This window comes from Bradyrhizobium sp. HKCCYLRH3099, from assembly GCF_051167855.1.
Lineage (GTDB): Bacteria > Pseudomonadota > Alphaproteobacteria > Rhizobiales > Xanthobacteraceae > Bradyrhizobium.
Genome location: NZ_JBNPTW010000006.1, coordinates 192,993 through 216,786, shown reverse-complemented (window position 1 = coordinate 216,786; position 23,794 = coordinate 192,993). Strand labels below are relative to the sequence as shown.

Here is a 23,794-nt window from a genome sequence, read left to right as displayed (position 1 = left end):
TCCAACAAAGCTAGATCAAATTCTCTAGATTACAGCGGCGCGAAATATTATTTTATATTACAATGAGTTGTCGGGAGCCCGCGATTTTGGCGAGAGTTGGGCGACGGAATTGAAGCGATGCGGAAGGTCGATCCGGTCAAGCATGAACAGAAGCGCCGGGAGATTCTCCAGGCGGCGCTGTCATGCTTCGTCAGGAGCGGGTTTCACGGCGCCAGCACCACCGACATCTGCGCTGCGGCCAAAATCAGCCCGGGCCACCTCTATCACTACTTCCCGAGCAAGGAGGCCGTGATCCAGGCGCTGGTCGAGATCAACCTCAGCCATGCCGAGGCCCGGCTCCAGGCCGTGCTGGCAGCGCCTGATGTGATCGACGCGCTGGTGCAGGAACTCGAAAACACCAGCCTCCACCAGCCGCAGGCCCAGATGCTCAGCACCGAGGCGCTGGCGGAGGCCTGCCGCAATCCCGACTTCGCGGCGATCGTCCACGCCCAGACGTGCGCGATGCGTACGCTCCTGGTCGAGTTCATCGTCCAGGCGCAGCAGCGTGGCGAGATCGATGCCGGGCTCGATCCCGAGGCGACGGCCAATCTTCTGCTCGCCATCGTCGACGGCGCCCGCGCGCTGCCGATCCGCAATCCGGCTGTCGACATTCCGGCGAGCAGCGCGCATCTGCGGATCATGCTGAGACGCTTCCTTGCGCCGCCCGCGGCGACCAGGCACACGGCCGCTCACAGCTGACGCCCGCCTGCACTTCAATTGACACCCTCCCCTGCGCACGATTGACTGCTTGCAACAAGCGGCCGGTCGCAGCCGATCTCGGGGAGGATGCCATGACGCGAGCACCGCGCAGACGCGCGCTCAATCTTGCCCTGATGACGCTAGTCTCCGCGCTAGCAGCCACCATTCTCCTGCTGCCGCGCAGCGCCGGCGCCGCCGACATCCCGGCCTTCGCCGTCGAGCCGTCCTGGCCGAAGCAGCTTCCCAACAACTGGATCCTCGGCCAGGTCGGCGGCATCACCGTCGATGCGCAAGGCCACGTCTGGGTCATCCACCGGCCGCGTTCGCTGACTGACGACGAGAAGGGTGCGGCACTCAATCCGCCGCGCTCCAAATGCTGCATCCCTGCGCCGCCTGTGCTCGAATTCGATGCCGACGGCAATCTGCTGCGCGCCTGGGGCGGGCCCGGTCCCGGCTATGAATGGGTCGGCCGCGAGCACGGCATCGAGGTCGACGAGCGCGGCTTCGTCTGGATCGGCGGCAATGCCGACAATGACAACGCCATCCTGAAATTCACCCTCGACGGCCAATTCGTCGCACAGATCGGAGCGATCGCACCGAGCAAGGGCTCGAACGACACCACGCAGCTCGGCAAGCCCGCGGAGACCGCGATCGACAAGGAAGCCAACGAGATCTACGTCGCCGACGGCTACGGCAACAGGCGTGTCATCGTGTTCGATGCGACGACGCTCGCCTACAAGCGCCATTGGGGCGCCTATGGCCGTGTGCCTGATGATGCGAAGCAGCCGGCCTATGATCCCAAGGCGCCGGTGTCGCAGCAGTTCGGCAATCCCGTGCACTGCGTGAAGCTCGCGGACGACGGCCTGGTCTATGTCTGCGACCGCATCAACGACCGCATCCAGGTGTTCAAGAAGGATGGCACCTTCGTGACCGAATGGTTCTTCGAAAAAAACACCCTCGGCAATGGCGCGGTGTGGGACATTGCGATCTGGCCCGACCCGAAGCAGACTTATTTGTTGTCGGCCGATGGCGAGAACAACGAGATCCGGATCATCCGGCGAGCCGACGGCCAGGTGGTCGGAAGCTTCGGCCACAACGGCCGCAATGCCGGCCAATTCCACTGGGTCCATGCCATGGCGGTCGACAAGCAGGGCAACGTTTATACCGCCGAGGTCGACACCGGAAAGCGCATCCAGAAATTCAGGCTGACCTCGGACGCGCTGCGTTAACGCTTGCGCCATCCGCCCAAAGCTTGGGCGGTCCTCCCCCCTTTTGGCGCATTGCCGCAACTCACAAGACCGGCTAATCAGGATGGCAGACGGCAAAGGGCGCCCAAGATGCCCCGCCGCGACACGACACCAGGGAGGACTTTGATGACGACGTCTCATGCGCGGCGCATTGCCGCGCTGCTTGCTGCCACCGCTCTCAGCTTTGCCGGTTCCGCCTTCGCCGACGACAAGGTCGTCAAGATCGGCGTGCTCAACGACATGTCGAGCCTTTATGCCGACATCGGCGGCCCGAACTCGGTCGCGGCCGTCAACATGGCGGTCGAGGATTCCGGCCTGAAGGCCAAGGGCTGGACCATCGAGGTCATCAGCGGCGATCACCAGAACAAGCCCGACATCGGCGTCAATATCGGCCGGCAGTGGATCGACACCCAGAAGGTCGATGTGATCATGGACACGCCGAACTCCGGCGTCGCGCTGGCCGTCTCCAACCTGGTCAAGGAGAAGAACTCGATCCTGCTGAACTCGGGCGCCGCGACCGCCGACCTCACCGGCAAGGCCTGCAACGCCAACACGATCTCCTTCACCTACGACACCTACATGCTGGCGAACGGCACCGGCAAGGCGCTGACCAAGGCGGGCGGCGACAGCTGGTTCTTCCTCACCGCGGACTACGCCTTCGGCGCGGCGCTGGAGCGCGATACCTCGGCCGTCGTCACCGCCAATGGCGGCAAGGTGCTGGGCTCGGTCAAGCATCCGCTCAACACCGCCGACTTCTCGTCCTTCCTGCTGCAGGCGCAGTCGTCGAAGGCCAAGGTCATCGGCCTCGCCAATGCCGGCGGTGACACCACCAACTCGATCAAGCAGGCCTCCGAGTTCGGCATCGTCCAGGGCGGCCAGAAGCTCGCCGCGCTGCTGCTGTTCGTCAACGACGTGCATGCGCTGGGCTTGAAGGTCGCGCAGGGCCTGACGTTCACGGAATCCTTCTACTGGGATCTCAACGACAAGACCCGCGAATGGTCGAAGCGCTTCCAGAAGCTGTCGCCGAAGGGCACGATGCCGTCGATGACGGTGGCGGGCAACTACGCCGGCACGCTGCATTACCTGAAGGCGCTCGAAGCGCTCGGCGGCAATCCGCATGACGGCGCCAAGGTCGTGGCCAAGATGAAGGAGATCCCGACCGACGATCCGCTGTTCGGCAAGGGCCCGCTGCGCGCCGACGGCCGCCGCCTGATCCCGGCCTATCTGTTCGAGGTCAAGAAGCCGGATGAATCCAAATATCCGTGGGACTATTACAAGCTGGTCGCGACCATCGCTCCCGAGGATGCTGCCAAGCCGCTCGAAGCCAGCGAGTGCCCGCTGGTGAAGAAGTAGGCCGGCAGACTCAAAGCAAGGCCCTCATGTAGCAAGACCCTCATGGTGAGGAGGCGCGCAGCGCCGTCTCGAACCATGAGGCCCCGATCTCGATCAACCCCCATCCCAGACGCTTCGCGGGCGCGTGTCAGGATGAGGGCTTTTCGTTGGCCGCCCGCAGCGTCCGCACTGCGATCACGATCGCGACGATCATCAGCGCAGACGCCAGCAGGAACGGCGCGCCGGGCAGATGCAGCGGCGCACTGCTACCGATGAAATAAGCGAAGCTCAGCGTGAACAGGAAGGGCCCCGCAAGCTGCGCCACGCTCTGCACGCTCGACGTCGCGCCCTGCAACTGCCCCTGTTTGTCCGGTGCCACCAGCCGCGTCATCAGCGCCTGCAGCGCCGCGCCCGAGACGCCCCACAGCGCCATCACGGGAATGCCGAGCCAGCTCAGCGGTCCGGTCGGCGCCGCGCCGAAGATGAAGAAGCCGACCATGCCCGCGGACAGTCCCAGCATCAGCGCGCCGCGTTCGCCGAAAATCCGCACGATCGGCCCGATCGCCCCGCCCTGCACGATCATCGCGCAAACGCCGACCATCGCGAGCGTGAGCCCGACCGTGCGCGTGTCCCAGCCATAGCGATAGGTGGCGTAGAGCACGAAGGTCGAGGGCAGCACGACATGGGCGAGCTGGGTGATGAAGTTGACGGTCGACAATCCCGCGAGGATGCGATCCGAGCCCAGCAGGCGCAGCGCGCCCAGCGGGTTGGCGCTGCGCCAGCGGAACGGGCTGCGCCGCTCCGATGGCAGCGACTCCGGTAGCACCAGCAGGCCGTAGAGCGCGTTGGCGAAGCTGAGGCCTGCCGCGGCCCAGAACGGCAGCCGCGGATCGATGTCGCCGAGCAGACCTCCGGTGGCGGGGCCGAGCACGAAGCCGGCACCGAAAGCTGCGCCAATGCGGCCGAAGATCGCGGCGCGCCGCTCAGGCGGCGTCAGGTCGGCGATATAGGCGAAGGCGGTGGAGATGCTGGCCGAGGTGACGCCTGAGATCAGCCGCCCGACGAACAGCCAGGCGAGCGACGGCGCCAGCGCCATCAGCACGTAGTCCGCGGCGAGGCCGAAGTTCGACAGCAGGATCACCGGACGCCTGCCGAACCGATCGGACAGGCTGCCGAGCACCGGCGAGAACACGAACTGCATCGCCGCCCAGGCGGTGCCGAACAGGCCGAAGATGCGCGCCGCGCTCGCGGTGTCGTTGCCGACGAAGCTCTCGATCAGCTTCGGCAGGATCGGCATGATCAGCCCGAGCGCGAGCATGTCGAGCAGGATGGTGACGAAGATGAAGGCGACCGCGCCGCGGCGCGGTGCCTGCGGCGACGGCACGTCAGCGGAACTCGTCAGTCCGGTCTCGACCATCGCGGCCCCTGGTTTGCCGCCGTCCGGCGGACGCGGGCGCCGCTTTATACATGCGCCATCGGGACCAGCAATCGGCGGGCGTCAGGCGGACACCGGCAGAGCGAAGCCGGCCGTGAGCTTCACGAGGTCGGCCTGCCGCGCCGCCCCCGTCTTGGTGAAGACGCGGCGCAGATGGGTCTTGATAGTGGTCTCGGCCACGCCCAGGAGGTCGGCGACCTCGGGAACCCCGCCGACATCGACGATGCCGAGCAGCACCCGCAATTCGGCGGGCGTGAGCCGATAGGCCTTCGCGATCAGTTCGGGCGCCTGCGGCGGTTCGAGCGCTGCGTTGCGGACGAAGATCGCCGCAGTCGCCTCGACCATCCGTCCGACCGCACGGCGCGCGTGCGACGTCAGCGGCAGCACATGCGCGATGTGATGCGTGCCATCCTGCGCCGTCATCAGCATCGCCGAGCCGCCCGTGCCGAGCGCCGCGTCGCCCGCCGCGCATCTCGTGATGAGATCCTGCAACGCCTGATCGGAGCGGCCATCGCGGACCGCGACGCGGCCATCGCGCGTGAACAGCGGATCGCCAGCCTCGAGCAAAGCACGCGCGGCGGCATTGGCATGCACCAGCCGCCCGAGCCGGTCGACCAGGCCGACGCCCACGGTCATGCGCTCCAGCGCCGCGCCAAAGGCCTGGGCCTCCGCGGATTTCAGATCGATCAGCCGCCCCACCAGCACGGCGCGGCGGATATGCGGCGCGATCAGTTGCATGCGCATGCGCGCGGCATCATCGGCGAGACCATCCTGCTCGAAGCGGAACACGCCGAACAGCGCGGCCGTCGTCGCCGACTTGTCGATCACCGTCGAGATGAAATCGACCATGCCCTGCGGCGCCGCCCATTCCTGATAGAACCGGCTCTCGCGCAGCTCATCCTGCGGCATCAGGTCGGACACGGCGATCGGCTGCCCGACCTCGGCGAAGTACTGCCCGGTCGTGGCCGGGTCGAGCTTGACGTATTTCTCGAAGTACAAGCGGCAATAATGCGGATCGATGCCGGACTGGCAAAGCACGTCGCCGCCGCCGGCGATCGGGCTCTTGGAGAAGATCGAGGCCACCTGCCCGCCGACGAACCGTCCGGCACGGCCGACGACATCGGGCCAGCGCGAGGCATCGAGCGCGGCATCGTAGATGTCTCCGATCAGATCGAGCAACTCGTCGGCCTGCGCCATCGCAACCTCTCCTCGCCTCCTTCAGGCCGCGCGCCCGACAGCTCACCGCCATGCGATCTCATACGATCGCAGGAGGCCGTGAGCTTGGACGGACGCGACGAAACGCGAGGCCACAGCGAAATCCCAGTCGCCTCGTCGACATGACGGGGCGAGGCACGGGTTAGCGCTATCGGGAGCGACGGGAATGTGCCGATGGTCACGCTGCCCTGCGGAGCAGCAGGCAGCGCTTGCTGATCAGCCGGCCTAGTTCGGCCGCTTGCGCTTGTGCGCGAACGGGTTGGCCTTTTCGCGCAGGGTGATGCGCACCGGCGTGCCCGGCAGCTCGAAGGTCTCGCGCATCGAGTTGGTGAGATAGCGCAAGTATGATTGCGGGATCGCATCCGCGCGCGAGCAGAACAGCACGAAGCTCGGCGGTCGCGCTTTGGTCTGGGTGATGTAGTTCAGCTTGAGCCGGCGGCCGGACACCGCGGGCGGCGGATTGTTGGCGATCGCGCCCTCGAACCAGCGGTTCAGCGCCGACGTCGGCACGCGCCGATTCCAGACCGCATAGGCCTCCACGATCGCCTGCATCAGCCGGTCGATGCCCTCGCCCATCAGTCCCGACACCGCGACGATCGGCACGCCCGACACCTGCGGCAGCCAGTGGTCGGCATCCCGGCGCAGCATCGAGATCTGGCCGGGTTGGGCTTCCATCAGGTCCCATTTGTTGACGGCGAGCACCAGTGCCCGGCCCTCGCGCTCGACCAGATCGGCGATGCGCAGATCCTGCTCCTCGAAGCGGTGCTGCGCATCCATCATCAGCACGACGACCTCGGCGAAGCGCACCGCGCGCAGCGCGTCGGCCACCGAGAGCTTCTCGAGCTTCTCCTCGATCCGCGAGCGGCGGCGCAAGCCGGCGGTGTCGAACACGCGGAAGCCGCGGCCCTTGTGCTCGATCTCGACCGCGATCGAGTCGCGGGTCGTGCCGGCCTCGGGGCTGGTCAGCAGCCGCTCCTCGCCGAGCAGGTGATTAATCAAGGTCGACTTGCCGGCATTGGGGCGGCCGACGATGGCGACGCGGATCGGCCTGTTGGCGCGCTCCTCGTCGGTCTCCTCGCGCTCCTCCTCCTCGTCCTCGCTCTCTGGCACGATCCGGCTCAGCGCGTCGTAGAGCTCGCCCATGCCCTCGCCGTGCTCGGCCGAGATCTGGATGGGATCGCCGAGGCCGAGCGCGTAGGACTCCATCGCGCCGAGCTCGCCATGCTTGCCCTCGCTCTTGTTGGCGAGCAGCAGCACCGGCTTGTCGGCGCGGCGGGCGAAATCGGCAAAGGCGCGGTCGGCCGGCGTCAGGCCGATACGGGCGTCGATCACGAAGAACAGCGCGTCGGCGAGCGCGATCGCGGTCTCCGTCTGCTCCTGCATCCGCGCCGTCAGCGAGCCCTTCGGCCCCTCGTCGAGACCGGCGGTGTCGATGATCGTGAAATGCAGGTCGCCGAGCTTCGCGTCGCCCTCGCGGCGGTCGCGGGTGACACCGGGCATGTCGTCGACGAGCGCCAGCTTCTGCCCAACCAGGCGGTTGAACAGGGTCGATTTGCCGACATTGGGCCGGCCGATGATGGCGATGGTGAAGGACATGATGTTCCGTGCGCGTGAGCGCGCAGCTTTAGCGCATCGGAGCGCAAAACCGAACGCCTGATCGCTGGATTCGCGGGCCTTAGATTAACGGCTGAACGAGCCGCTCGGCATCGGCGCCGGGAAACCGCCGCTGGAGCGCTGGGCCGGCGGCTGCTGCACGGGGGCCGCGTCGTCCGGCGGCGGTGCGGTGGTCCGGCGGCGGACGATCTTCTTGGGCTTGGGCGCGGGCGGCACGGCGGCGGCGCCCTCCTCGACCGCGGCGGCCTCGCCGTCCTGCGGATCGGCCGGCGTCGGATTGCTCACGGCGGCCTGCTGCCGGCCCTTGGCGCCCTTCTTGGCCTTCGGCTCCTCGGCAGGAGCCGGCGGCGGCACGGCGGCCTGGGCGGCCGGATCGGCGTTCTGCTGCTGCGCGCCCTTGTAGAGCTCCTTCGGCACGCCCTGCTCGAGACCGGGGACGCCCTCGGGGAACACTGGCTTGCGGTCACCCGGCAGCTTCTTCTTGGTATCGAGGAAGTCGAGCATGTCGGACGGGTCGAAGCTGCCGCCGCTGGCGCAGCCGCCGAGAGCGCCCGTGAGCGCGACAAGGACGGTCAAGGCGATGAGACGTTGGCGGCGCATGGTCGTCTTCCAATCCGGTCAGTTTCGCCGTCGCGATCCGCGATCAGCTTTTGGCCACGGCAGGCAGCAGCGCCTGCAGCGCTTCGGCGCGCGAGCGCAGGCCGGGCGGCGTCTCAGCATCCAGCGAAATCATGTCGAGCCATTGGCGGGCCGCGGCGGCGTCATTGGCCTTCCAGGCCGACAGGGCCAGCAGCTCGCGGGCGGCGTGCCGGAATGGCGCGCCCGCCACCGTATCGCCCTCGAGGCGCGGCTTGAGATCGCCATAGGGCGCGGTATCGACCAGCAGGCCAGCCGCGCGCAGCCGCGCCATCGACTGCTGCTCCGCGCCGATGCTGCGATCGGCGGCAAGGTCATCATAGAGTTTGACCGCAGCCGCCTTGTCGCGCACCGCAGCCTCGGCCGCCTGATGGAATCGGGCGAGCATGCGGTAGCCGGACGGGGCGGTGGCCGCCACGTCGGCAAAGGCCTTTTCGGCCTCGGCGTGCTTGTTCTGCTCGGACAGCTCGATCGCCTTGTTGAAGGCAGACCCCGCCTCGGCGGCCTTCTGGCCCTCGACATACTGGTATCCACGCCAGCCACCGACGCCGGCAATGATCAGCACGGCGACCGCAATGATGTAGATGGAGTAGCGGTCCCACAGCTTCTTGAGCTGTTCCCGGCGGACCTCCTCGTCTACTTCATCAATAAATTCAGACACTTATGAACATCCCGTCAGGTTCGCTAGGAACGAGCGCCAGTGGTCGTGAGGTGCCGCGCGGGCCGCCGATTGCCCACGCGCCGGCGCGGATACCGCATCGGTATGGCGGTGGCAAGGCGAGTCCAGCCGAATCAAGGCGTTACTCCCCGGTTTGGCCACGGCGTCGCAAGGCGGCTATCACGCCGTCAAGGACTCGCGCAACTGCCGTTTCATCACCTTGCCGTTCGCATTGCGCGGCAAAGGGTCCGGCGTGACGATCAATGTTTCCGGCACCTTGTAATCGGAGAGCCGTTCGCGGCACCAGCTGCGCAGCGCCTCGGCACTGACCGGGCCGCGCGTGACGACCACGGCATGCACCCGCTCGCCAAGGACGGGGCAAGGCTTGGCCAGGATGGCGCTCTCGACCACGGCCGGGTGGCCCGCCAGGACCGATTCGACCTCGGCCGAATAGATCTTCAGCCCGCCGCGATTGATCATGTCCTTCTGGCGATCGAACACCCGCACGAAATGGTCGGCATCGATCGAGCCGAGGTCGCCGGAATGCCAGTAGCCGGCGGTGAAGCTCTCCGCGGTCGCCTCCGGTCGGTTCCAGTAGCCCTTGATGACCTGGCCGCCGCCGATCCAGATCTCGCCGATCTCGCCGCGCGGCAGCTCCCGCCCCTGCGCATCCATCACCAGGATGCTGGCGCCCGGACACGGCAGCCCGACGCTGTCGATGTGGCGGGCGGTCAGGTCAGGCGGCATCAACGTCGATGGCGAGGTGGTCTCGGTCGAGCCGTAGGCGTTGACCAGCCGCAGCCCCGGGATCTTCGCCGCCAGCTTCTCGATGGTCGCCACCGGCATAGGCGCGCCGCCAAAGCCGCCGATGCGCCAGGACGACAGATCATGGCTGTCGAAGTCGCTCTGCAGCAGGCAGAGATTATACATCGCGGGCACCATGACCGTGTAGGTCACGCGCTCGCGCGCCGCGAGCTTGAGATACTCGCCGGCCTTGAACTCCGGCATGATGATCAAGGTGCCGGCGCAGCGCGCCATGCTGGTGACGTTGGCGACGACGCCGGTGACGTGGCCCAGAGGCACCGCGGCGATGGAGCGATCCGCCGGCGTCAGCCCGAGGCACACCTCGTAGATCATCGAGGAGTGGACGATGTTGCAGTGGGCGAGCATCGCACCTTTCGGCCGGCCGGTGGTGCCGGAGGTGTAGAGGATCATCGCGATGTCCTCTTCGGCCACCGCGACCCCATCGGCCTCAGGCGCGTGATCGGCGAGCGCGGCGAAGCCGGTGCGCGCCGGATCGTCATCGACTGCGATACGACCGGCGAGCTGGGGCGTGTCAGCCGCGAGCGGCAGCCGATCGGTGAGCGCCGCCTCGTGCAACAGCAGCCGCGCGCCGCAATCGTTGAGCACATAGGCGATTTCAGGCGTCTGCTGCCGGGTCGACAGCAGCACCGTGATCAGGCCGAGCTTGGCGGCCGCGAACAGCGTGAGCACGAACTCGATGCGATTGCCGAGCAGGAGTGCCAGCCGGTCGCCTTTCTGAAGCCCCCTCGCCCGCAGTCCGCCGGCGATCCGTGTCGCGGCCGCGGCGGTCTCGCGCCACGACAGCCTCCGGGCCCCACAGACCAGCGCCTCGCCGTCGCCATGGCGCGCGGCGGCGTCCTGCACCATCGCCCAGATGCTGGCCGGACGCTCCGCGAAGAGCGGCACCACACGGTCGCCGAAGCGCTGCTCGCTGCGCATCGGCGGGATGGCGGCATGTTGCGACCACTGCATCGGATCGCCTCCCCTGAGTTGTTTCTTGTTGTTGCCGGCTCGCGCCGGTCATGCGCCGCCCGCTTGGGGCGGCGCGCAATTGTGCGGCAGAACGCGTCCGCCGAGAACCGCTAATTGCCGATGACGGGGATGCCGAGCACGACGGGATGGAACGCAAAGGCGAGCGCCGCATAGACGATGATGCCGACCACGACGGCGATGACGTCGTTGCCGACGCCTCCGACCGGAATCGGCGGCCCGCCGGCATCCGCGCGGCGCTTCAGGGAAATGCGGTCGAACACGGCCCAGGCCAGGATCGAGCCGAACAGGATGATGCCGCCGAGATCGCCATTGGCGAGCAGATGGCCGAACGCCCACAGCTTCACGCCGGCCAGCATCGGATGCTTCAGCGTGGTGTAGATGCGGCCGCGAATATAGGAAGCGACGATCATGATGATGGCTGGCAGCATCAGGGCGAGGTTGACGTGCTTGAGCGCCTTCGGCGGCGTCCAGACCTGGATCCAGCCGCCGCCATTGCGATACTCGGCGAAGCCCCAGACGATCAGCGCGAGGCCGGCGAGCGCAACGACCGTGTAGACCAGCTTGTAGGGCGCCTCACCCAGTCTCGCGATGACCTGCGCCCGCGCCTCGCGCCGCGTCGTGAACACATGGGCGCCGAGAAACAGCACCAGTCCCACCACCATCACCACAAGTCCCACGACGTCCCCCTCTGATGCACGCAAACGATGGAGGAACTGGGTATCATTTTCGGGGGCGGCCTCGCAACGTGACGAAGACGTCAACACGGGGCCCGCTCACCGAGATGACGTCATTCCGGGGCGGCTCGCAGAGCCGAACCCGGAATCCCGAGCTTGGCTTGCGTTCTTTGCCAATCATCTCGGGATTCCGGGTTCGACGCTGACGCGTCGCCCCGGAATGACGGTGGTTGGGGAGAGACCCCCGCAGTGGGAAGATGGAGTGCCTGGCTATTGCTGCTGCGACGTCTTGTTCAGCTCGCGGTTGTCGACGTAACGGATCGCGATCGGACGGCCGGCGAGCGCGCCGCCGAGGCCCTTCGTGAACTTCAGCGGCAGGCAGGAGTCGAGCGAGGCATTGATCGCCTTCAGATAGGTCGCGCGGGTGTCGGACGACGCGCCCGAGGTCGCGAAGGTCACGCGCGGCGGCGCGACCATGTCGCCGGTTCGCTTGAAGCTGAAGCGCACCGTCATCTGCATGCCGGCACGGGCGTCCCCCTCGGGCGGGGGCGTCCAGCAGGAGCGCAGCGCGGCAAACAGATCACCGATGGTGTCGAGATCGTGATCCGGCTTCTGATATTTGCCGGCTTGGTCCTTGGGCGGCCGGCTTTCGATCGTCAGCTGCAGGTTCTGGCCATAGGGATAGTTCATTTCCGGAATGCACGGCCACGGCCCGTAGACGCTGCAGAATGACGGCGTGCACGGCTGCTCGTCGAGCACGCTGCACGGCGTATGCGCGAACGGCACCGGGTTGATCTGACGCCGGCGCGCGTCAGCGCTGACCGGGGCTGCCAGCAGCAACAGGAGAAGGATGACGGCACGCAGCATGGCTGACTCGAGATGGATGATTGAGAGCTGGTTCTGGCCAGGGGATAAGCAAGCTCAATCCCGTTCACATCCGTGCGTTCCCGCATCGCGGACGGCTCTCGACCGTGCCTGCGGAACTCGGCTAGAACACGGCAGGACCCGACAGCAGACGGATGCAACGATGAGCCGCGCCAGCGAGACCGTGATCAACGTCATCAACCCCAACATGACGGCGACCATGACCGATCTGATCGCGAAGGCCGCGCAGGCCAGCGCCAGCCCGGGCACACGGATCGTCGGCCGCACCGCCCGGTTTGGCGCCGCCTCGATCGAGGGGCACTACGATGAGGCGATCGCGGCCGTCGGCATGCTCAAGGAGGTCGAGGCCGGTGACGACGAAGGCGCCCACGCGCATGTGATCGCCTGCTTCGGCGATCCCGGCCTGCTGGCCGCGCGCGAAATCTCGGCCGTGCCGGTGCTCGGCATTGCCGAGGCCGCGATGCATGCGGCGAGCTTCGTCGCGACGCATTTCAGCGTCGTCACCACACTGTCGCGCACCAAGGTGATCGCCGAGCATCTCGTGCGCAACTACGGCATGGAGCATCACTGCCGCAAGGTGCGCGCGGTCGACGTCGCCGTGCTCGATCTCGACAAGCCGGAGTCCAACGTGCGCAGCACCCTGCTCGGCGAATGCCGCGCGGCGCTGCGCGAGGACGGCATCGGCGCCATCGTGCTCGGCTGCGCCGGCATGGCCGATCTCGCCCATGATCTCTCGACCGAGCTCGGCATCCCCGTGATCGACGGCGTCGCCGCCGCGGTGCGCTTCGCCGAGGCGCTGGTCGGGCTGGGCTTGAAGACGTCGAAGCATGGCGATCTCGCGTTTCCGCTGCCCAAGGCGCGCACGACGATTTGAGATGACGCAGCCCGGATGAGCGCAAGCGACATCCGGGTTCATCGCAGACGTCGGAAGAGAACCCGGATGTCGCTGCGCTCATCCGGGCTAGAGCGCTTCATCCTGCCCACCCGGGGAGTTCCGAAACGCCGGCCGAGGCTCCACATTGGTTTCAACCATGGAGCCTTCGATGTCCGACCTCTCTGCCCTCTCCGCGCTGTCGTCAGCACTTTCTGCAACCGTCGCCGCTGCCGCGCCGTCGCTCGTGTCCGTTCATTCGCACCGCTCGCGTGCCTCCGGCTTTGTCTGGAAGTCCGGGTTGGTCGTCACCGCCGACGAGGCGCTCGCGGACGAAGGCGAGATTTCGCTGACCTTTTCCGACGGCACCGCGCGCGCCGCAACCATCGCCGGCCGCGATCATACCACCGACATCGCCCTGCTCCGCTTCGACGGCAAGGACGCGCCTGCCGCGCCGCTCGCCATCGATGTCCCGCCACTCGGCGCGCTCGCCGTCATCGTCGCCGCCGACCAGGGCACGCCGGTCGCGGCGCTCGCGCTGGTGTCGAAATCAGGTGGGCCCTGGCGCAGCCTGCGCGGCGGCGACATCGACGCGCGGATCGAGCTGGACACACGGCTGCGGCACAGCTCCGAAGGCGGGCTCGTGCTCGACGCGACTGGGCGCGCGATCGGCATGGCCGTGCGCGGACCGCGCCGCACGCTCGTCATTCCCGCCGCCACGATCACGCGCGTCGCAAGCAAGCTCGAGAGCCATGGCCGCATCGCGCGCGGCTATCTCGGCGCGGGGCTGCAGCCGGTCCGGCTCGATGACGGCCTCGGCGCGATGGTGATGAGCATCGACAAACATGGCCCCGCCGCTGCCGCCGGCCTGCGCCAGGGCGACGTCATCACCGCGCTCAACAAGGAGCCGTTCCGAGGCATGCGCGCCTTGATGCGCGAGCTCGGTCCGGACAGCGTCGGCGCCGTGGTCGAGATCGCGGCGCTGCGCGGCGGCGAGCCGTTGCAGCTGGCCCTGACCATCGGCGAGCGCCCCGCGTGAGCGCGGACGACAACGCGCCGATCACGATCGCCATCGCGATCGATGATGCCGAACTGGCCGACCGGCTGGCGGCGCTGCTCGGCGGCGTCGCCGGCCTGCGGCTCGTGGCGGCGGGCGAGAGTGCCGATGTCGCGGTCGTCGCGCCTCCCAGCGCTACGCGTGACAACGGCGAGCATCGCAGCGACGCGAGCGACGCCTTCCAGCTCACCGCGCGCGAGCGCGACGTGCTGGCGCTGATGGCGGAGGGCTGTTCCAACAAGGAGATCGCGCGCAGCCTCGGCATTTCCGTGCACACGGCAAAGTTCCACGTCGGCTCGCTACTCGACAAGCTCGACGCCACCGGCCGCACCGATGCGGTGGCGCACGCGGCAAGGCGCGGGATCATCGAGCTCTGAGATTGCCGGAGCGCGCCGCGTTTCGCGATTGGACGACGAACTACTTGCGCAGGCCGCCCCTGACGCGCGGCAGCAAAGACGCGGCCAGCATGCGATATCCCTCGGGCGTCAGATGCACGCCGTCGACCTGGTGCGGCAGGCCGCGGAACATGCCGTTCTCGACCATCACCACCTTGATCCGGCGCTGCGAGGCCTTGGCCATGATGGCGCCGATGTTGCCCGCGCGCTGATCGCCTGCGCCTTTGCGGGCATCGTTGCCGCCGGGCTGCAGCACGAGGACGCGGGTTGAACCGTCGACCGCGCTGTCGAAACGGGAGAGCATGCCGGCGGTGGTGTCCCCATTGATGCCGGCGTTGGCAACGCTCGCCTGTACGCCCTTGGCGCGCAGCATGGCCTCGAGCTGCGCCGGAAAATCCTCGCCGCGATTGACGCCTTTGCCATAGGTGTTGCTGGCGCCGAGCGCGACGACCTCGGCGGCCTCCGTCGCTCCGACCGTCGCAGCCGCAAAACAGCTCACGACAGCGAACAGCGTGGCGATCTGTCGGCGGACTGACATCGCTCGCCCTCCCCTTTGCTGACGACCATGCCGAGCGTAACCCAGGGATGATTTACCGAGAAGCGCGAAGCGGAAAGACCCGAGGAAATCCGCGCCGGAGCTTGCGTTCCGCAACGCGAAAGCCAGGCGGGGCACGCGCCGCGCCTGGCTTCAACGCCAGCAATATCGGCCGGACGTCCGAGCGCGTCCGGCCCGGCGCTCAGAACGCGATCTTGATTCCGCCGTTCACGCCATAGTCGTTGCGGTCGGACCTGGCGAACGTGCTGATCACGCCGAGATTGATGCTGATCTTGTCGGTGATCGCCGCAGCCAGGCCGGCCGCGGCCTTCCCGTAGGTCGCCTTGCGTCCATCGATCGGCGTCAGTACCGGCAACAAGGGCGTCGTCACCTGGGTCGTGATCAGCGTCCGTGCGGAACCGATGAAATCGTGCTCAACGGTCAGGTTCAGATAGGGATTGTAGAACGCTCCGGCGGTCGTGAACGGCGCGCGAAACTGGACGCCCGCACTGCCGGTGAGGCTCTCCAGGCTCTGGCGGTTGATCACGTTGGTGAGCAGGATGTCGCCAGTCTCCGTATAGCCCGCGATCTGCGCATTGGTGTAGGACAGGCCGCCGATCGGCCCCATCCGCAAGGCGCCGAGATCCCAGAGATAGCCGCCGCGGGCGGCGACCGCGAACGTATCCGCATGGGTCGAGCCGCGGATCGTATCGATGACGCCCTGACGATCGGTGGCGATCGCCTGGCGGCCATAGGCGAGCAACGCATCGGCAAACCAGTTGGCGCGGCTATAGGCCGCGTAGCCGCCGATCTGATAGGCATCGATCTTCTGATGGGCGTTCTGCACGGACAGGTTCACGTTCGGCTGGGCGTAGCTGAACAGCCCGCCCACCATCAGGTCCGGCGACAATTGATAGTCGAGCCCGATCCGTCCGCCGAGTGATTGATAGGTGTAGCTCGACAGGAACTGCTGGGAGTCGCGGCTGCCTCCGGCATAGGCGACGTCGCCGTAGACGGACCAGGGGTTCTGCACGCCGGCTGAGGCCGCGCGGATCGCCTTGACCGGCATGTCCGCCGCCATCGCGTTCATGGCATTGGCGGTGCCGGCGACGTTGCGATAGGCGTCGATATGGCCGAACACCGAGCCGGCAAAGCCGTTGGCGATCGACATCGCCACGTCGCCCTGCGGCGCCACCGTCAACGGCGCATCGATCTGGTTGGTCTGATAGCGCCCGATCAGGGCGAAGCCTGCAGTCGTGAAATGCAGGCCGTCATAGGACAGAAACTGGTTCTGCGCCGCGACACTGCCACCGACGCAGGACGGAACGGCCGTGCAGGCCTGGGTGACGTTGGTGAACCCATAGAGGGCGGGGTTTGCGACGACGTTCCGCGTCAGGGTGGCAAGATCGAAGAAGAAGATGCGAACGCCGGAGCGCGCCAGCGGCGCCAGGTTGGCCTGCTCCATCTGCGTCAACGTGGATTGGAAGTAGTGGATGTTTTGATTGCCGGGGGCGATCGGCAGATAAGACAGATCACCCACTGACATGATCGCGAGGTTGCGTGCGCCGACCTGAACCAGTTTCTGAACGCCCGACATGATGTTGGCCGTGGTCTGCGCAGCGGCCGCGTTCATCTGGGGTTGCGTGATGGCCGGGTTGAACAGGATCGGCACACCGTCATTGCCGCCCGCCGTGATGATGCTGACGAGATCTTGCGGGCCGAAACGCCCGCCCGCCGCAACAAACGTGCTGATTTCCGTGCCGGTGCCCGGCAGCACCGGAACGGGCGGCCCCAACAGGTTTCCAACATTGGTGTCGCCGCTCATCGCGCCGCCGGTCGCGTAGTTGGCGACGGCCGAAGTGGGAAGCCCGTAGTGAAGCTGGAGCGCGTCGGCCATCGACAGTCCCGCGCTGTAGCGGCCGCTCGGCGGGACCGCCGACCCGGCCCGCAGCGCATTTCCCCAGTCGGCGTAGCTGTCGCCGAACACCGTCAGTCGTGTGAACTGGCCCGTGACTGTCGGGCCGAACAGCCCTTGAACGGACGGATTTTGCTGGATGTAGGCATAGGCATCCGGGGTCGGAACGACGGCGATCGGCGTATAGGTCTGAGCTGATGAGCCGGTCGAACTGCCGATCATCCCCACAGCCGCAACCGCCGCAGCCATGGCCCAGCGGCTGCGCGATGATGCGCGCCCCGCTCTGCTCCGGCCCTGGCGATCGATGTGCTTGCTGCTGGCGGTCTTGGACCCGCGTCGCCCCACGACATTGCGCATTTGACTCTCCCCTGATGAGCGCCGTCGCGTTGATCGCGTTGTGGACATGCTTCCGAAGGGGTGAGCCCCCGGCCTTGCTCAGGGGTATCGTCATCCCGACGTCAGCGCGTCATATGGTCGCTCTTGTGCACATAATGTTCATTGGATGATCTGTTCACGTCAAGAACAATTACACATTCAGTTTAAATCGACAGCGCGTTGAGGCAGTGTGTGGCCTCGATGCATCAGACATGAGGGGTCACTTGGCGGATCGGACTCAACTCGCCGTGGGGGGCGCACTCGCGCGTTCGAAACGGCGTTCTCTCGGCCCTGAGGCTGGCAAGGACCGGCCCGAGATCAGCGTGGTCGGCCTGACGGGGCTTGCGGGTTATCTGATCCGGCAGGCGCAGCTGTGGGTCTTCGAGGACTTCAACGCGACGCTCGCGCCGCTCGACATGCGTCCCGCCCAGTATTCGATCCTGGTGATCGTCCGCGACAATCCCGGGCTGTCGCAAATGGCGCTGTCGGAGGTGTTGGGCATCAGCCGCTCCGGAATCATCCCGCCGCTCGACGAACTTCAGTCGCGGGGCCTGCTCGAGCGCCTGCCGACGTCGGACCGGCGGACCAATGCTTTGCATCTCACCGCAGCCGGCTCCGCCCTGCTGGCGCGGGCCGACCGCCTGGTGCAGGAGCATGAGCAGCGGCTGATCGACAAGGTCGGTGCCGACGGACACCGGCAGCTGCTGCAAGTGCTCGAGGTCTTTGGCCGCAACCGGTAGCCGCGACGACGAGGACGCGGGCTCAGGCCTTCTTCTTCACGTCCTTGACGTTGGAGAACACGATGCCCTCGGCGCGCTCCTTGGTGTAGCCGAGATAGAACTCGTTCTTGGCCAGGAACACCGGATCGCCGTCGACGTCGTCGGCGACGCCGGAATTGTTGGAGGCGATGAAGGCTTCCAGCTTCTTCTTGTCGTCGCAGGAGATCCAGCGCGCCAGCGAGAACTCGGAGATCTCGAACTCGACCGGCAGCGAGTACTCCGCATCGAGCCGCGCCTTCAGCACGTCGAGCTGCAGCGGGCCGACGACACCGACCAGCGCGGGCGCACCGTCGCGCGGGCGGAACACCTGCACGACGCCCTCCTCCGACATCTGCTGCAGGGCTTCCTTCAGCTTCTTCGCCTTCATCGCATCGGTGAGGCGAACGCGGCGGACGATTTCCGGCGCGAAGCTCGGCACGCCGACGAAGGTCAGATCCTCGCCTTCGGTCAGCGTGTCGCCGATGCGCAAAGAGCCGTGATTGGGAATGCCGACGACGTCGCCGGCGAAGGCTTCGTCCGCGACTGAGCGGTCCTGGGCGAAGAAGAATTGCGGGCTCGACAGCGGCATGGTCTTGCCGGTGCGCACCAGCTTCGCCTTCATGCCGCGGTTGAGCTTGCCCGAGCAGAGACGCGCGAATGCGATGCGGTCGCGGTGGTTCGGGTCCATGTTCGCCTGGATCTTGAACACGAAGGCGCTCATGCGCGGCTCGGCGGCGTCGACCTTGCGCAAATTGGACTCCTGCGCGCGCGGCGACGGCGCGTAGCGGCCGAGACCTTCCAGGAGATCGCCGACGCCGAAATTGCGCAGCGCGCTGCCGAAATAGACCGGCGTCAGATGGCCCTCGCGGAAGGCGTCGAGCTCGAACGGCTTGCAGGCTTCCTTGACCAGTTCGAGCTCGTCGGTGATCTGGCCCATGTCGAGATTGGCGTTGAGCTTGCCGAGCTCCGAGATTTCGATCTGCTGTGCCGCGCCGGTCTTGGCGCCACCGCCTTCGAGCAGGCGCACGCCGCCATCCCTGACGTCGTAGGTGCCGATGAAGTCGCGGCCGCGCCCCACAGGCCAGGTCATCGGCGTGGTGTCGAGCGCCAGCGTCTTCTCGATCTCATCCAGAAGGTCGAACGTATCCCGGCTCTCGCGATCCATCTTGTTGATGAAGGTGATGATCGGGATGTCGCGCAGGCGGCAGACCTCGAACAGCTTTCGCGTCCGCGCCTCGATGCCCTTGGCGGCGTCGATGACCATCACGGCGGAGTCGACCGCGGTCAGCGTGCGATAGGTGTCCTCGGAGAAGTCTTCGTGGCCCGGCGTGTCCAGGAGATTATAGACCAGTCCCTCGAACTCGAAGGTCATCACCGAGGTGACGACCGAAATGCCGCGGTCGCGCTCGATCTTCATCCAGTCGGAGCGGGTGTTGCGCCGCTCACCCTTAGCCTTCACCTGGCCGGCGAGGTTGATGGCGCCGCCGAACAGCAGCAGCTTTTCCGTCAAGGTGGTCTTGCCAGCGTCCGGATGCGAGATGATGGCGAAGGTGCGCCGGCGCGCCACCTCGTCGGAGAGCGGCGAACGGGACGGCTGTTCGGTGGTGACGGCGGTATCGGACATGAGGCGGCGGACGTCGGTTCGGGGCCAGAGAGCGGCGATGTCGTGGGAAAACGCGCGGGCTCACAGCCGCCGCGCGCCCTCCATATAGGCGTTTTGCACCGCAACTCCAACCGGGGAGTTAACCGGGCGGAACGTAGGCCAGTCGGGACTGGCACCGAGGCCGTGGCCGTCCTTCGAGACGCGCGCCAAACGGCGCGCTCCTCAGGACGAGGTCCGAATGTGCAGCGAAATCCCCAGACTCGCCAAAATTCCAACCCTCATGGTGAGGAGCGCCGCCCTTGCGGCGCGTCTCGAACCATGAGGCCCCAAACGTTCGGCAACCTAGCCTCGCTCCGGGTGTCAGTGCCGGAGCACCGAGACCAGCCAGAAGCTCAGCGCCGAAACGATGGCCGACGCCGGGATCGTGAAGATCCAGGCGTAGACGATGGATCCGGCCACGTTCCAGCGCACGGCAGAGGCCCGGCGGGCGGCGCCGACGCCGACGATGGCGCCGGTGATGGTGTGGGTGGTCGAGACGGGCACGCCGAGGAAGGTCGCCAGGAACAGCGTGATGGCGCCGCCGGTCTCGGCGCAGAAGCCCTGCATCGGGTTCAGCTTGGTGATGCGCAGGCCCATGGTGCGGACGATGCGCCAGCCGCCCATCAGGGTGCCCAAGGCCATCGCCGCCTGGCACGACAGCACGACCCAGAACGGCACCGTGAAGTGCTCGCCGAGATGGCCCTGCGAGTACAGCAGCACGGCGATGATGCCCATCGTCTTCTGCGCGTCGTTGCCGCCATGACCGAGCGAATACAGCGACGCCGATGCGAATTGCAGGATGCGGAAGGCGCGGTCCACGGCGAAGGGCGTCGAGCGCACCGAGGCCCAGGACACGATCGCGACCAGGATCATCGCCAGGATCAGCCCGACCAGCGGCGACAGCACGATCGCCAGCACCGTCTTGGACAGGCCGCTCCACACCGCGGCCGAAATGCCGGCCTTGGCGATCCCCGCCCCGACCAGGCCGCCGATCAGTGCGTGCGAGCTCGACGAGGGAATGCCGGCCGCCCAGGTCACGAGGTTCCAGACGATCGCGCCGATGAGGGCGGCGAAGATCACTTGCGCATCGACGATGGCGGGATCGATGATCCCGGTGCCGATGGTCTGGGCGACGTGCAGGCCGAATACGCCGAAGGCGATGAAATTGAAGAACGCCGCCCAGAACACCGCGTATTGCGGCCGCAGCACGCGGGTCGAGACGATGGTCGCGATCGAATTGGCGGCATCGTGCAGGCCGTTCAGGAAGTCGAAGGCAAGCGCGACGGCGATGAGGCCGACCAGGATGGGAAGGCCGAGATGAGCGTCCACGGCGCGTCCCTACCCTAGACCTGTTCGATCATGATCGAATTGATCTCGTTGGCGACGTCGTCGAAGCGATCGGCGACCTTCTCCAGATGATCGTAGATCTCGGCGCCGACGATGAAGTCCATGGTGTTGGCGTTGCGGTGCTTGAGGAACAGCTCCTTCAGCCCGATGTCGTGGAGATCGTCGACGCGGCCCTCGAGCTTGGTCATCTCCTCGGTGATCGCGGTGATCATCGGCACGTTCTGGCCGATGGCCTGCAACAGCGGCAGCGCGCGGCCGATGAGATTGGCGCAATCCACCAGCAGCGTGCCCATCTCGCGCATCGTCGGCTCGAACTCCTTGACCTCGAACAGCACCACCGCCTTGGCGGTCTGCTGCATCTGGTCGATGGCGTCGTCCATCGAGGTGATCAGGTTCTTGATGTCGCCGCGGTCGAACGGGGTGATGAAGGTGCGGCGGACGGCGGTCAGCACCTCCCGGGTGATGTTGTCGGCCTCGTTCTCGAACTGGCTGACGCGCTGGCAATGGGTCAGCACGTCGTCGCCGCCCTTGAGCATGTCCTGCAGCGCATGCGCGCCCTGGATGACCACCTTGTTGTGGCGGGCGAACAAATCGAAAAACCGCTCCTCCTTGGGGAGGACGGCGCGAAACCAGTTCAGCATGGGACGAAATCCATCCATTCCGGAACGGGCCAGGGCTGGCCTGTCACGGAAGTGTCATACTCCGGATCACGCCGCAGCAGAAGCGGTGGACGGATGATCCACCACTTTCTGCCCTGCGAACAATCTTATTTTAGATCAATGGTTTACAGGGATCGCTTGAACAAATGGGCGATTTCCCCGACCACGCCGCGGCGGAAGGTGAGCACGCAGGCGACGAAGATGACGCCCTGGATGACGGTGACCCACTGCCCGAACCCGGCCAGATATTGCTGCATGGCGATGATCACGAACGCCCCGACGACGGGCCCAAATACCGTTCCAAGACCGCCGACCAGCGTCATCAGCACGATTTCGCCGGACATCGACCAGTGCACGTCGGTCAGCGAGGCGTTCTGGGCCACGAACACCTTCAGCGATCCGGCGAACCCCGCGATGGTGCCGGACAGGATGAAGGCCAAGAGCTTGTACTGGTCGGTTTTATAGCCGAGCGAGATCGCGCGCTGCTCGTTCTCGCGGATCGACTTCAGCACCTCGCCGAACGGCGAGTTGATGGTGCGGAAGATCAGCAGGAAGCCGGCGAGGAAGCCGACCAGCACGACGTAGTACAGCGTGACCGGCTTCGACAGGTCGATGAAGCCGAACAGCTTGCCCTGGGGAATGCCCTGGATGCCGTCCTCGCCATGGGTGAACGGCGTCTGCAGATAGACGAAGTACAACAGCTGCGACAGCGCCAAGGTGATCATCGAGAAGTAGATGCCCTGGCGGCGGATCGAGATGTAGCCCGTGATGATCGACAGCACGAAGGCGCCGGCGACGCCGGTGAGGATGCCGAGCTCCGGCGGGAAGCCCCAGACCTTCAGCGCATGCGCGCTGCAATAGCCGGCGGTCCCCAGGAACATCGCGTGGCCGAACGACAGCAGGCCGCCATAGCCGATCAGCAGGTTGAAGGCGCAGGCCAAGAGCGCGAAGCACAGCGCCTGCATCACGAAGAACGGATACAGCCCGGTGAACGGCACGATGGCGAGCAGCGCCGCCATGATGACGAACACGATCATCTCGTCGCGCATCGCGCGCGGGGTGATCGGCAGGGTCTCGTCGGTGATCGATGTCATGTCAGGCCGCCCGTCCGGTCAGACCCGTCGGCTTCACCAGCAGCACCAGGACCATCAGAACGAAGACCACGGTGTTGGAAGCCTCGGGATAAAAATACTTGGTCAGTCCCTCGATCACGCCGAGCGCGAAGCCGGTGATGATCGAGCCCATGATCGAGCCCATGCCGCCGATCACGACCACCGCGAACACGACGATGATCAGGTCGGCGCCCATCAACGGCCGCACCTGGTTGATCGGCGCCGACAGCACGCCGGCGAGCGCCGCGAGGCCGACGCCGAGGCCGTAGGTCAGCGTGATCATGCGCGGCACGTTGATGCCGAAGGCGCGGACCAGCGTGGGATTTTCGGTGGCGGCGCGCAGATTTGCGCCGAGCCGGGTGCGCTCGATCAGGAACCAGGTGGCCAGGCAGACCACGAGGGAGAAGATCACCACCCAGCCGCGATAGATCGGCAGGAACATGAAGCCGAGGTTCATGCCGCCCTGAAGGCCGCGGAAGCCGCCGATCTGCGGATAGTCGGGGATCGCGTAAGGCAGGCCCGAGGAGCCGAAATAGTTCTGGAACAGGCCCTGCACGATCAGCGCGATGCCGAAGGTGAGCAGCAGGCCATAGAGATGGTCGAGCCCGGCGAGCCACTGCAGCAGCGTGCGCTCCAGGACCATGCCGAAGATGCCGACGATGATCGGTGCCAGCAGCAGCGCCCACCAATAGCCGATGCCGCCGAGGTTCAGCAGGAAATAGGCGCAGAACGCGCCCATCATGTAGAGCGCGCCGTGGGCGAAATTGATGATGTTGAGCATGCCGAAGATGACGGCAAGCCCGAGACTGAGCAGCGCGTAGAACGAGCCGTTGATCAGTCCGACCAGGAGCTGTGCGTAGAGAGCCTGCATCGTCTTGTTCTATTTTTCTCGGCGTT

At 66.3% G+C, this 23,794-nt stretch carries 22 protein-coding genes; 7 read left to right on the top strand and 15 right to left on the bottom strand.

The window, feature by feature from the left end; genetic code table 11:
* Positions 1-117: 117 nt before the first annotated feature.
* The 3 genes from ACQR1Y_RS15215 to ACQR1Y_RS15205 all read left to right on the top strand — a co-directional run bounded on the left by ACQR1Y_RS15215 (position 118) and on the right by ACQR1Y_RS15205 (position 3,338).
* Positions 118-738: a TetR/AcrR family transcriptional regulator gene (locus ACQR1Y_RS15215; protein WP_434862450.1), complete on the top strand. Its 621-nt coding sequence runs from the start codon at positions 118-120 to the stop codon at positions 736-738.
* A gap of 92 nt (positions 739-830) precedes the next feature.
* Entirely contained in the window at positions 831-1,967 is a 1,137-nt protein-coding gene (locus tag ACQR1Y_RS15210) for a hypothetical protein (RefSeq protein WP_434862449.1), read from the top strand.
* Positions 1,968-2,111: 144 nt separating this feature from the next.
* Positions 2,112-3,338 (top strand): ABC transporter substrate-binding protein, encoded by a 1,227-nt coding sequence (locus ACQR1Y_RS15205; RefSeq protein WP_434862448.1) that lies wholly within the window; start codon positions 2,112-2,114, stop codon positions 3,336-3,338.
* A gap of 127 nt (positions 3,339-3,465) precedes the next feature.
* On the opposite strand, the gene ACQR1Y_RS15200 is transcribed toward ACQR1Y_RS15205, so the two are convergent.
* From ACQR1Y_RS15200 to ACQR1Y_RS15165, 8 genes are all read right to left on the bottom strand, one after another.
* On the bottom strand, positions 3,466-4,734 hold the full coding sequence (locus ACQR1Y_RS15200; protein WP_434875768.1) for a TCR/Tet family MFS transporter: 1,269 nt from the start codon (positions 4,732-4,734) through the stop codon (positions 3,466-3,468).
* A gap of 81 nt (positions 4,735-4,815) precedes the next feature.
* Positions 4,816-5,949, bottom strand: coding sequence for a helix-turn-helix transcriptional regulator (locus ACQR1Y_RS15195; protein ID WP_434875767.1), 1,134 nt, complete (start codon positions 5,947-5,949; stop codon positions 4,816-4,818).
* Positions 5,950-6,192: 243 nt separating this feature from the next.
* Positions 6,193-7,563, bottom strand: a complete 1,371-nt coding sequence (gene der, locus ACQR1Y_RS15190) for a ribosome biogenesis GTPase Der (RefSeq protein ID WP_434875766.1) — start codon at positions 7,561-7,563, stop codon at positions 6,193-6,195.
* Positions 7,564-7,647: 84 nt separating this feature from the next.
* Positions 7,648-8,181 (bottom strand): hypothetical protein, encoded by a 534-nt coding sequence (locus ACQR1Y_RS15185; RefSeq protein ID WP_434875765.1) that lies wholly within the window; start codon positions 8,179-8,181, stop codon positions 7,648-7,650.
* Between the two features lie 43 nt (positions 8,182-8,224).
* Positions 8,225-8,878, bottom strand: a complete 654-nt coding sequence (locus ACQR1Y_RS15180) for a tetratricopeptide repeat protein (protein ID WP_434875764.1) — start codon at positions 8,876-8,878, stop codon at positions 8,225-8,227.
* A 177-nt stretch (positions 8,879-9,055) separates the two neighbouring features.
* Positions 9,056-10,651 (bottom strand): class I adenylate-forming enzyme family protein, encoded by a 1,596-nt coding sequence (locus ACQR1Y_RS15175; protein ID WP_434875763.1) that lies wholly within the window; start codon positions 10,649-10,651, stop codon positions 9,056-9,058.
* 110 nt (positions 10,652-10,761) lie between these two features.
* Positions 10,762-11,349 (bottom strand): NnrU family protein, encoded by a 588-nt coding sequence (locus ACQR1Y_RS15170; protein ID WP_434875762.1) that lies wholly within the window; start codon positions 11,347-11,349, stop codon positions 10,762-10,764.
* 267 nt (positions 11,350-11,616) lie between these two features.
* Complete coding sequence (locus ACQR1Y_RS15165) at positions 11,617-12,213, bottom strand: hypothetical protein (RefSeq protein WP_434875761.1); 597 nt, start codon at positions 12,211-12,213, stop codon at positions 11,617-11,619.
* 160 nt (positions 12,214-12,373) lie between these two features.
* Between ACQR1Y_RS15165 and ACQR1Y_RS15160 the strand changes: the two genes are divergently transcribed.
* The 3 genes from ACQR1Y_RS15160 to ACQR1Y_RS15150 all read left to right on the top strand — a co-directional run bounded on the left by ACQR1Y_RS15160 (position 12,374) and on the right by ACQR1Y_RS15150 (position 14,536).
* Positions 12,374-13,105, top strand: a complete 732-nt coding sequence (locus ACQR1Y_RS15160; protein ID WP_434875760.1) for an aspartate/glutamate racemase family protein — start codon at positions 12,374-12,376, stop codon at positions 13,103-13,105.
* Between the two features lie 169 nt (positions 13,106-13,274).
* A complete protein-coding gene (locus ACQR1Y_RS15155) occupies positions 13,275-14,141 on the top strand; it encodes a S1C family serine protease (protein ID WP_434857267.1) in 867 nt (288 codons plus the stop codon).
* Complete coding sequence (locus ACQR1Y_RS15150; protein ID WP_434875759.1) at positions 14,138-14,536, top strand: response regulator transcription factor; 399 nt, start codon at positions 14,138-14,140, stop codon at positions 14,534-14,536. Before ACQR1Y_RS15155 ends, ACQR1Y_RS15150 begins: the two co-directional genes overlap by 4 nt.
* Positions 14,537-14,576: 40 nt before the next feature.
* Here ACQR1Y_RS15150 and ACQR1Y_RS15145 read toward each other — a convergent pair whose 3' ends face one another.
* Both ACQR1Y_RS15145 and ACQR1Y_RS15140 read right to left on the bottom strand, forming a co-directional pair.
* On the bottom strand, positions 14,577-15,092 hold the full coding sequence (locus ACQR1Y_RS15145; RefSeq protein WP_434875758.1) for a GDSL-type esterase/lipase family protein: 516 nt from the start codon (positions 15,090-15,092) through the stop codon (positions 14,577-14,579).
* A gap of 199 nt (positions 15,093-15,291) precedes the next feature.
* Positions 15,292-17,253 (bottom strand): autotransporter domain-containing protein, encoded by a 1,962-nt coding sequence (locus ACQR1Y_RS15140; RefSeq protein ID WP_434875757.1) that lies wholly within the window; start codon positions 17,251-17,253, stop codon positions 15,292-15,294.
* 350 nt (positions 17,254-17,603) lie between these two features.
* On the opposite strand from ACQR1Y_RS15140, the gene ACQR1Y_RS15135 reads away from it, so the two are divergent.
* Positions 17,604-18,119 (top strand): MarR family winged helix-turn-helix transcriptional regulator, encoded by a 516-nt coding sequence (locus ACQR1Y_RS15135; RefSeq protein ID WP_434875756.1) that lies wholly within the window; start codon positions 17,604-17,606, stop codon positions 18,117-18,119.
* Between the two features lie 22 nt (positions 18,120-18,141).
* Here ACQR1Y_RS15135 and ACQR1Y_RS15130 read toward each other — a convergent pair whose 3' ends face one another.
* From ACQR1Y_RS15130 to ACQR1Y_RS15110, 5 genes are all read right to left on the bottom strand, one after another.
* Positions 18,142-19,761: a peptide chain release factor 3 gene (locus ACQR1Y_RS15130; protein ID WP_434857272.1), complete on the bottom strand. Its 1,620-nt coding sequence runs from the start codon at positions 19,759-19,761 to the stop codon at positions 18,142-18,144.
* Between the two features lie 339 nt (positions 19,762-20,100).
* Positions 20,101-21,108, bottom strand: coding sequence for an anion permease (locus ACQR1Y_RS15125; RefSeq protein WP_434875755.1), 1,008 nt, complete (start codon positions 21,106-21,108; stop codon positions 20,101-20,103).
* A gap of 14 nt (positions 21,109-21,122) precedes the next feature.
* Positions 21,123-21,767, bottom strand: a complete 645-nt coding sequence (locus ACQR1Y_RS15120) for a DUF47 domain-containing protein (RefSeq protein ID WP_035648421.1) — start codon at positions 21,765-21,767, stop codon at positions 21,123-21,125.
* A 143-nt stretch (positions 21,768-21,910) separates the two neighbouring features.
* Complete coding sequence (locus ACQR1Y_RS15115; protein WP_434875754.1) at positions 21,911-22,879, bottom strand: branched-chain amino acid ABC transporter permease; 969 nt, start codon at positions 22,877-22,879, stop codon at positions 21,911-21,913.
* A gap of 1 nt (position 22,880) precedes the next feature.
* Positions 22,881-23,768, bottom strand: coding sequence for a branched-chain amino acid ABC transporter permease (locus ACQR1Y_RS15110; protein ID WP_434875753.1), 888 nt, complete (start codon positions 23,766-23,768; stop codon positions 22,881-22,883).
* Between the last annotated feature and the right edge of the window lie 26 nt (positions 23,769-23,794).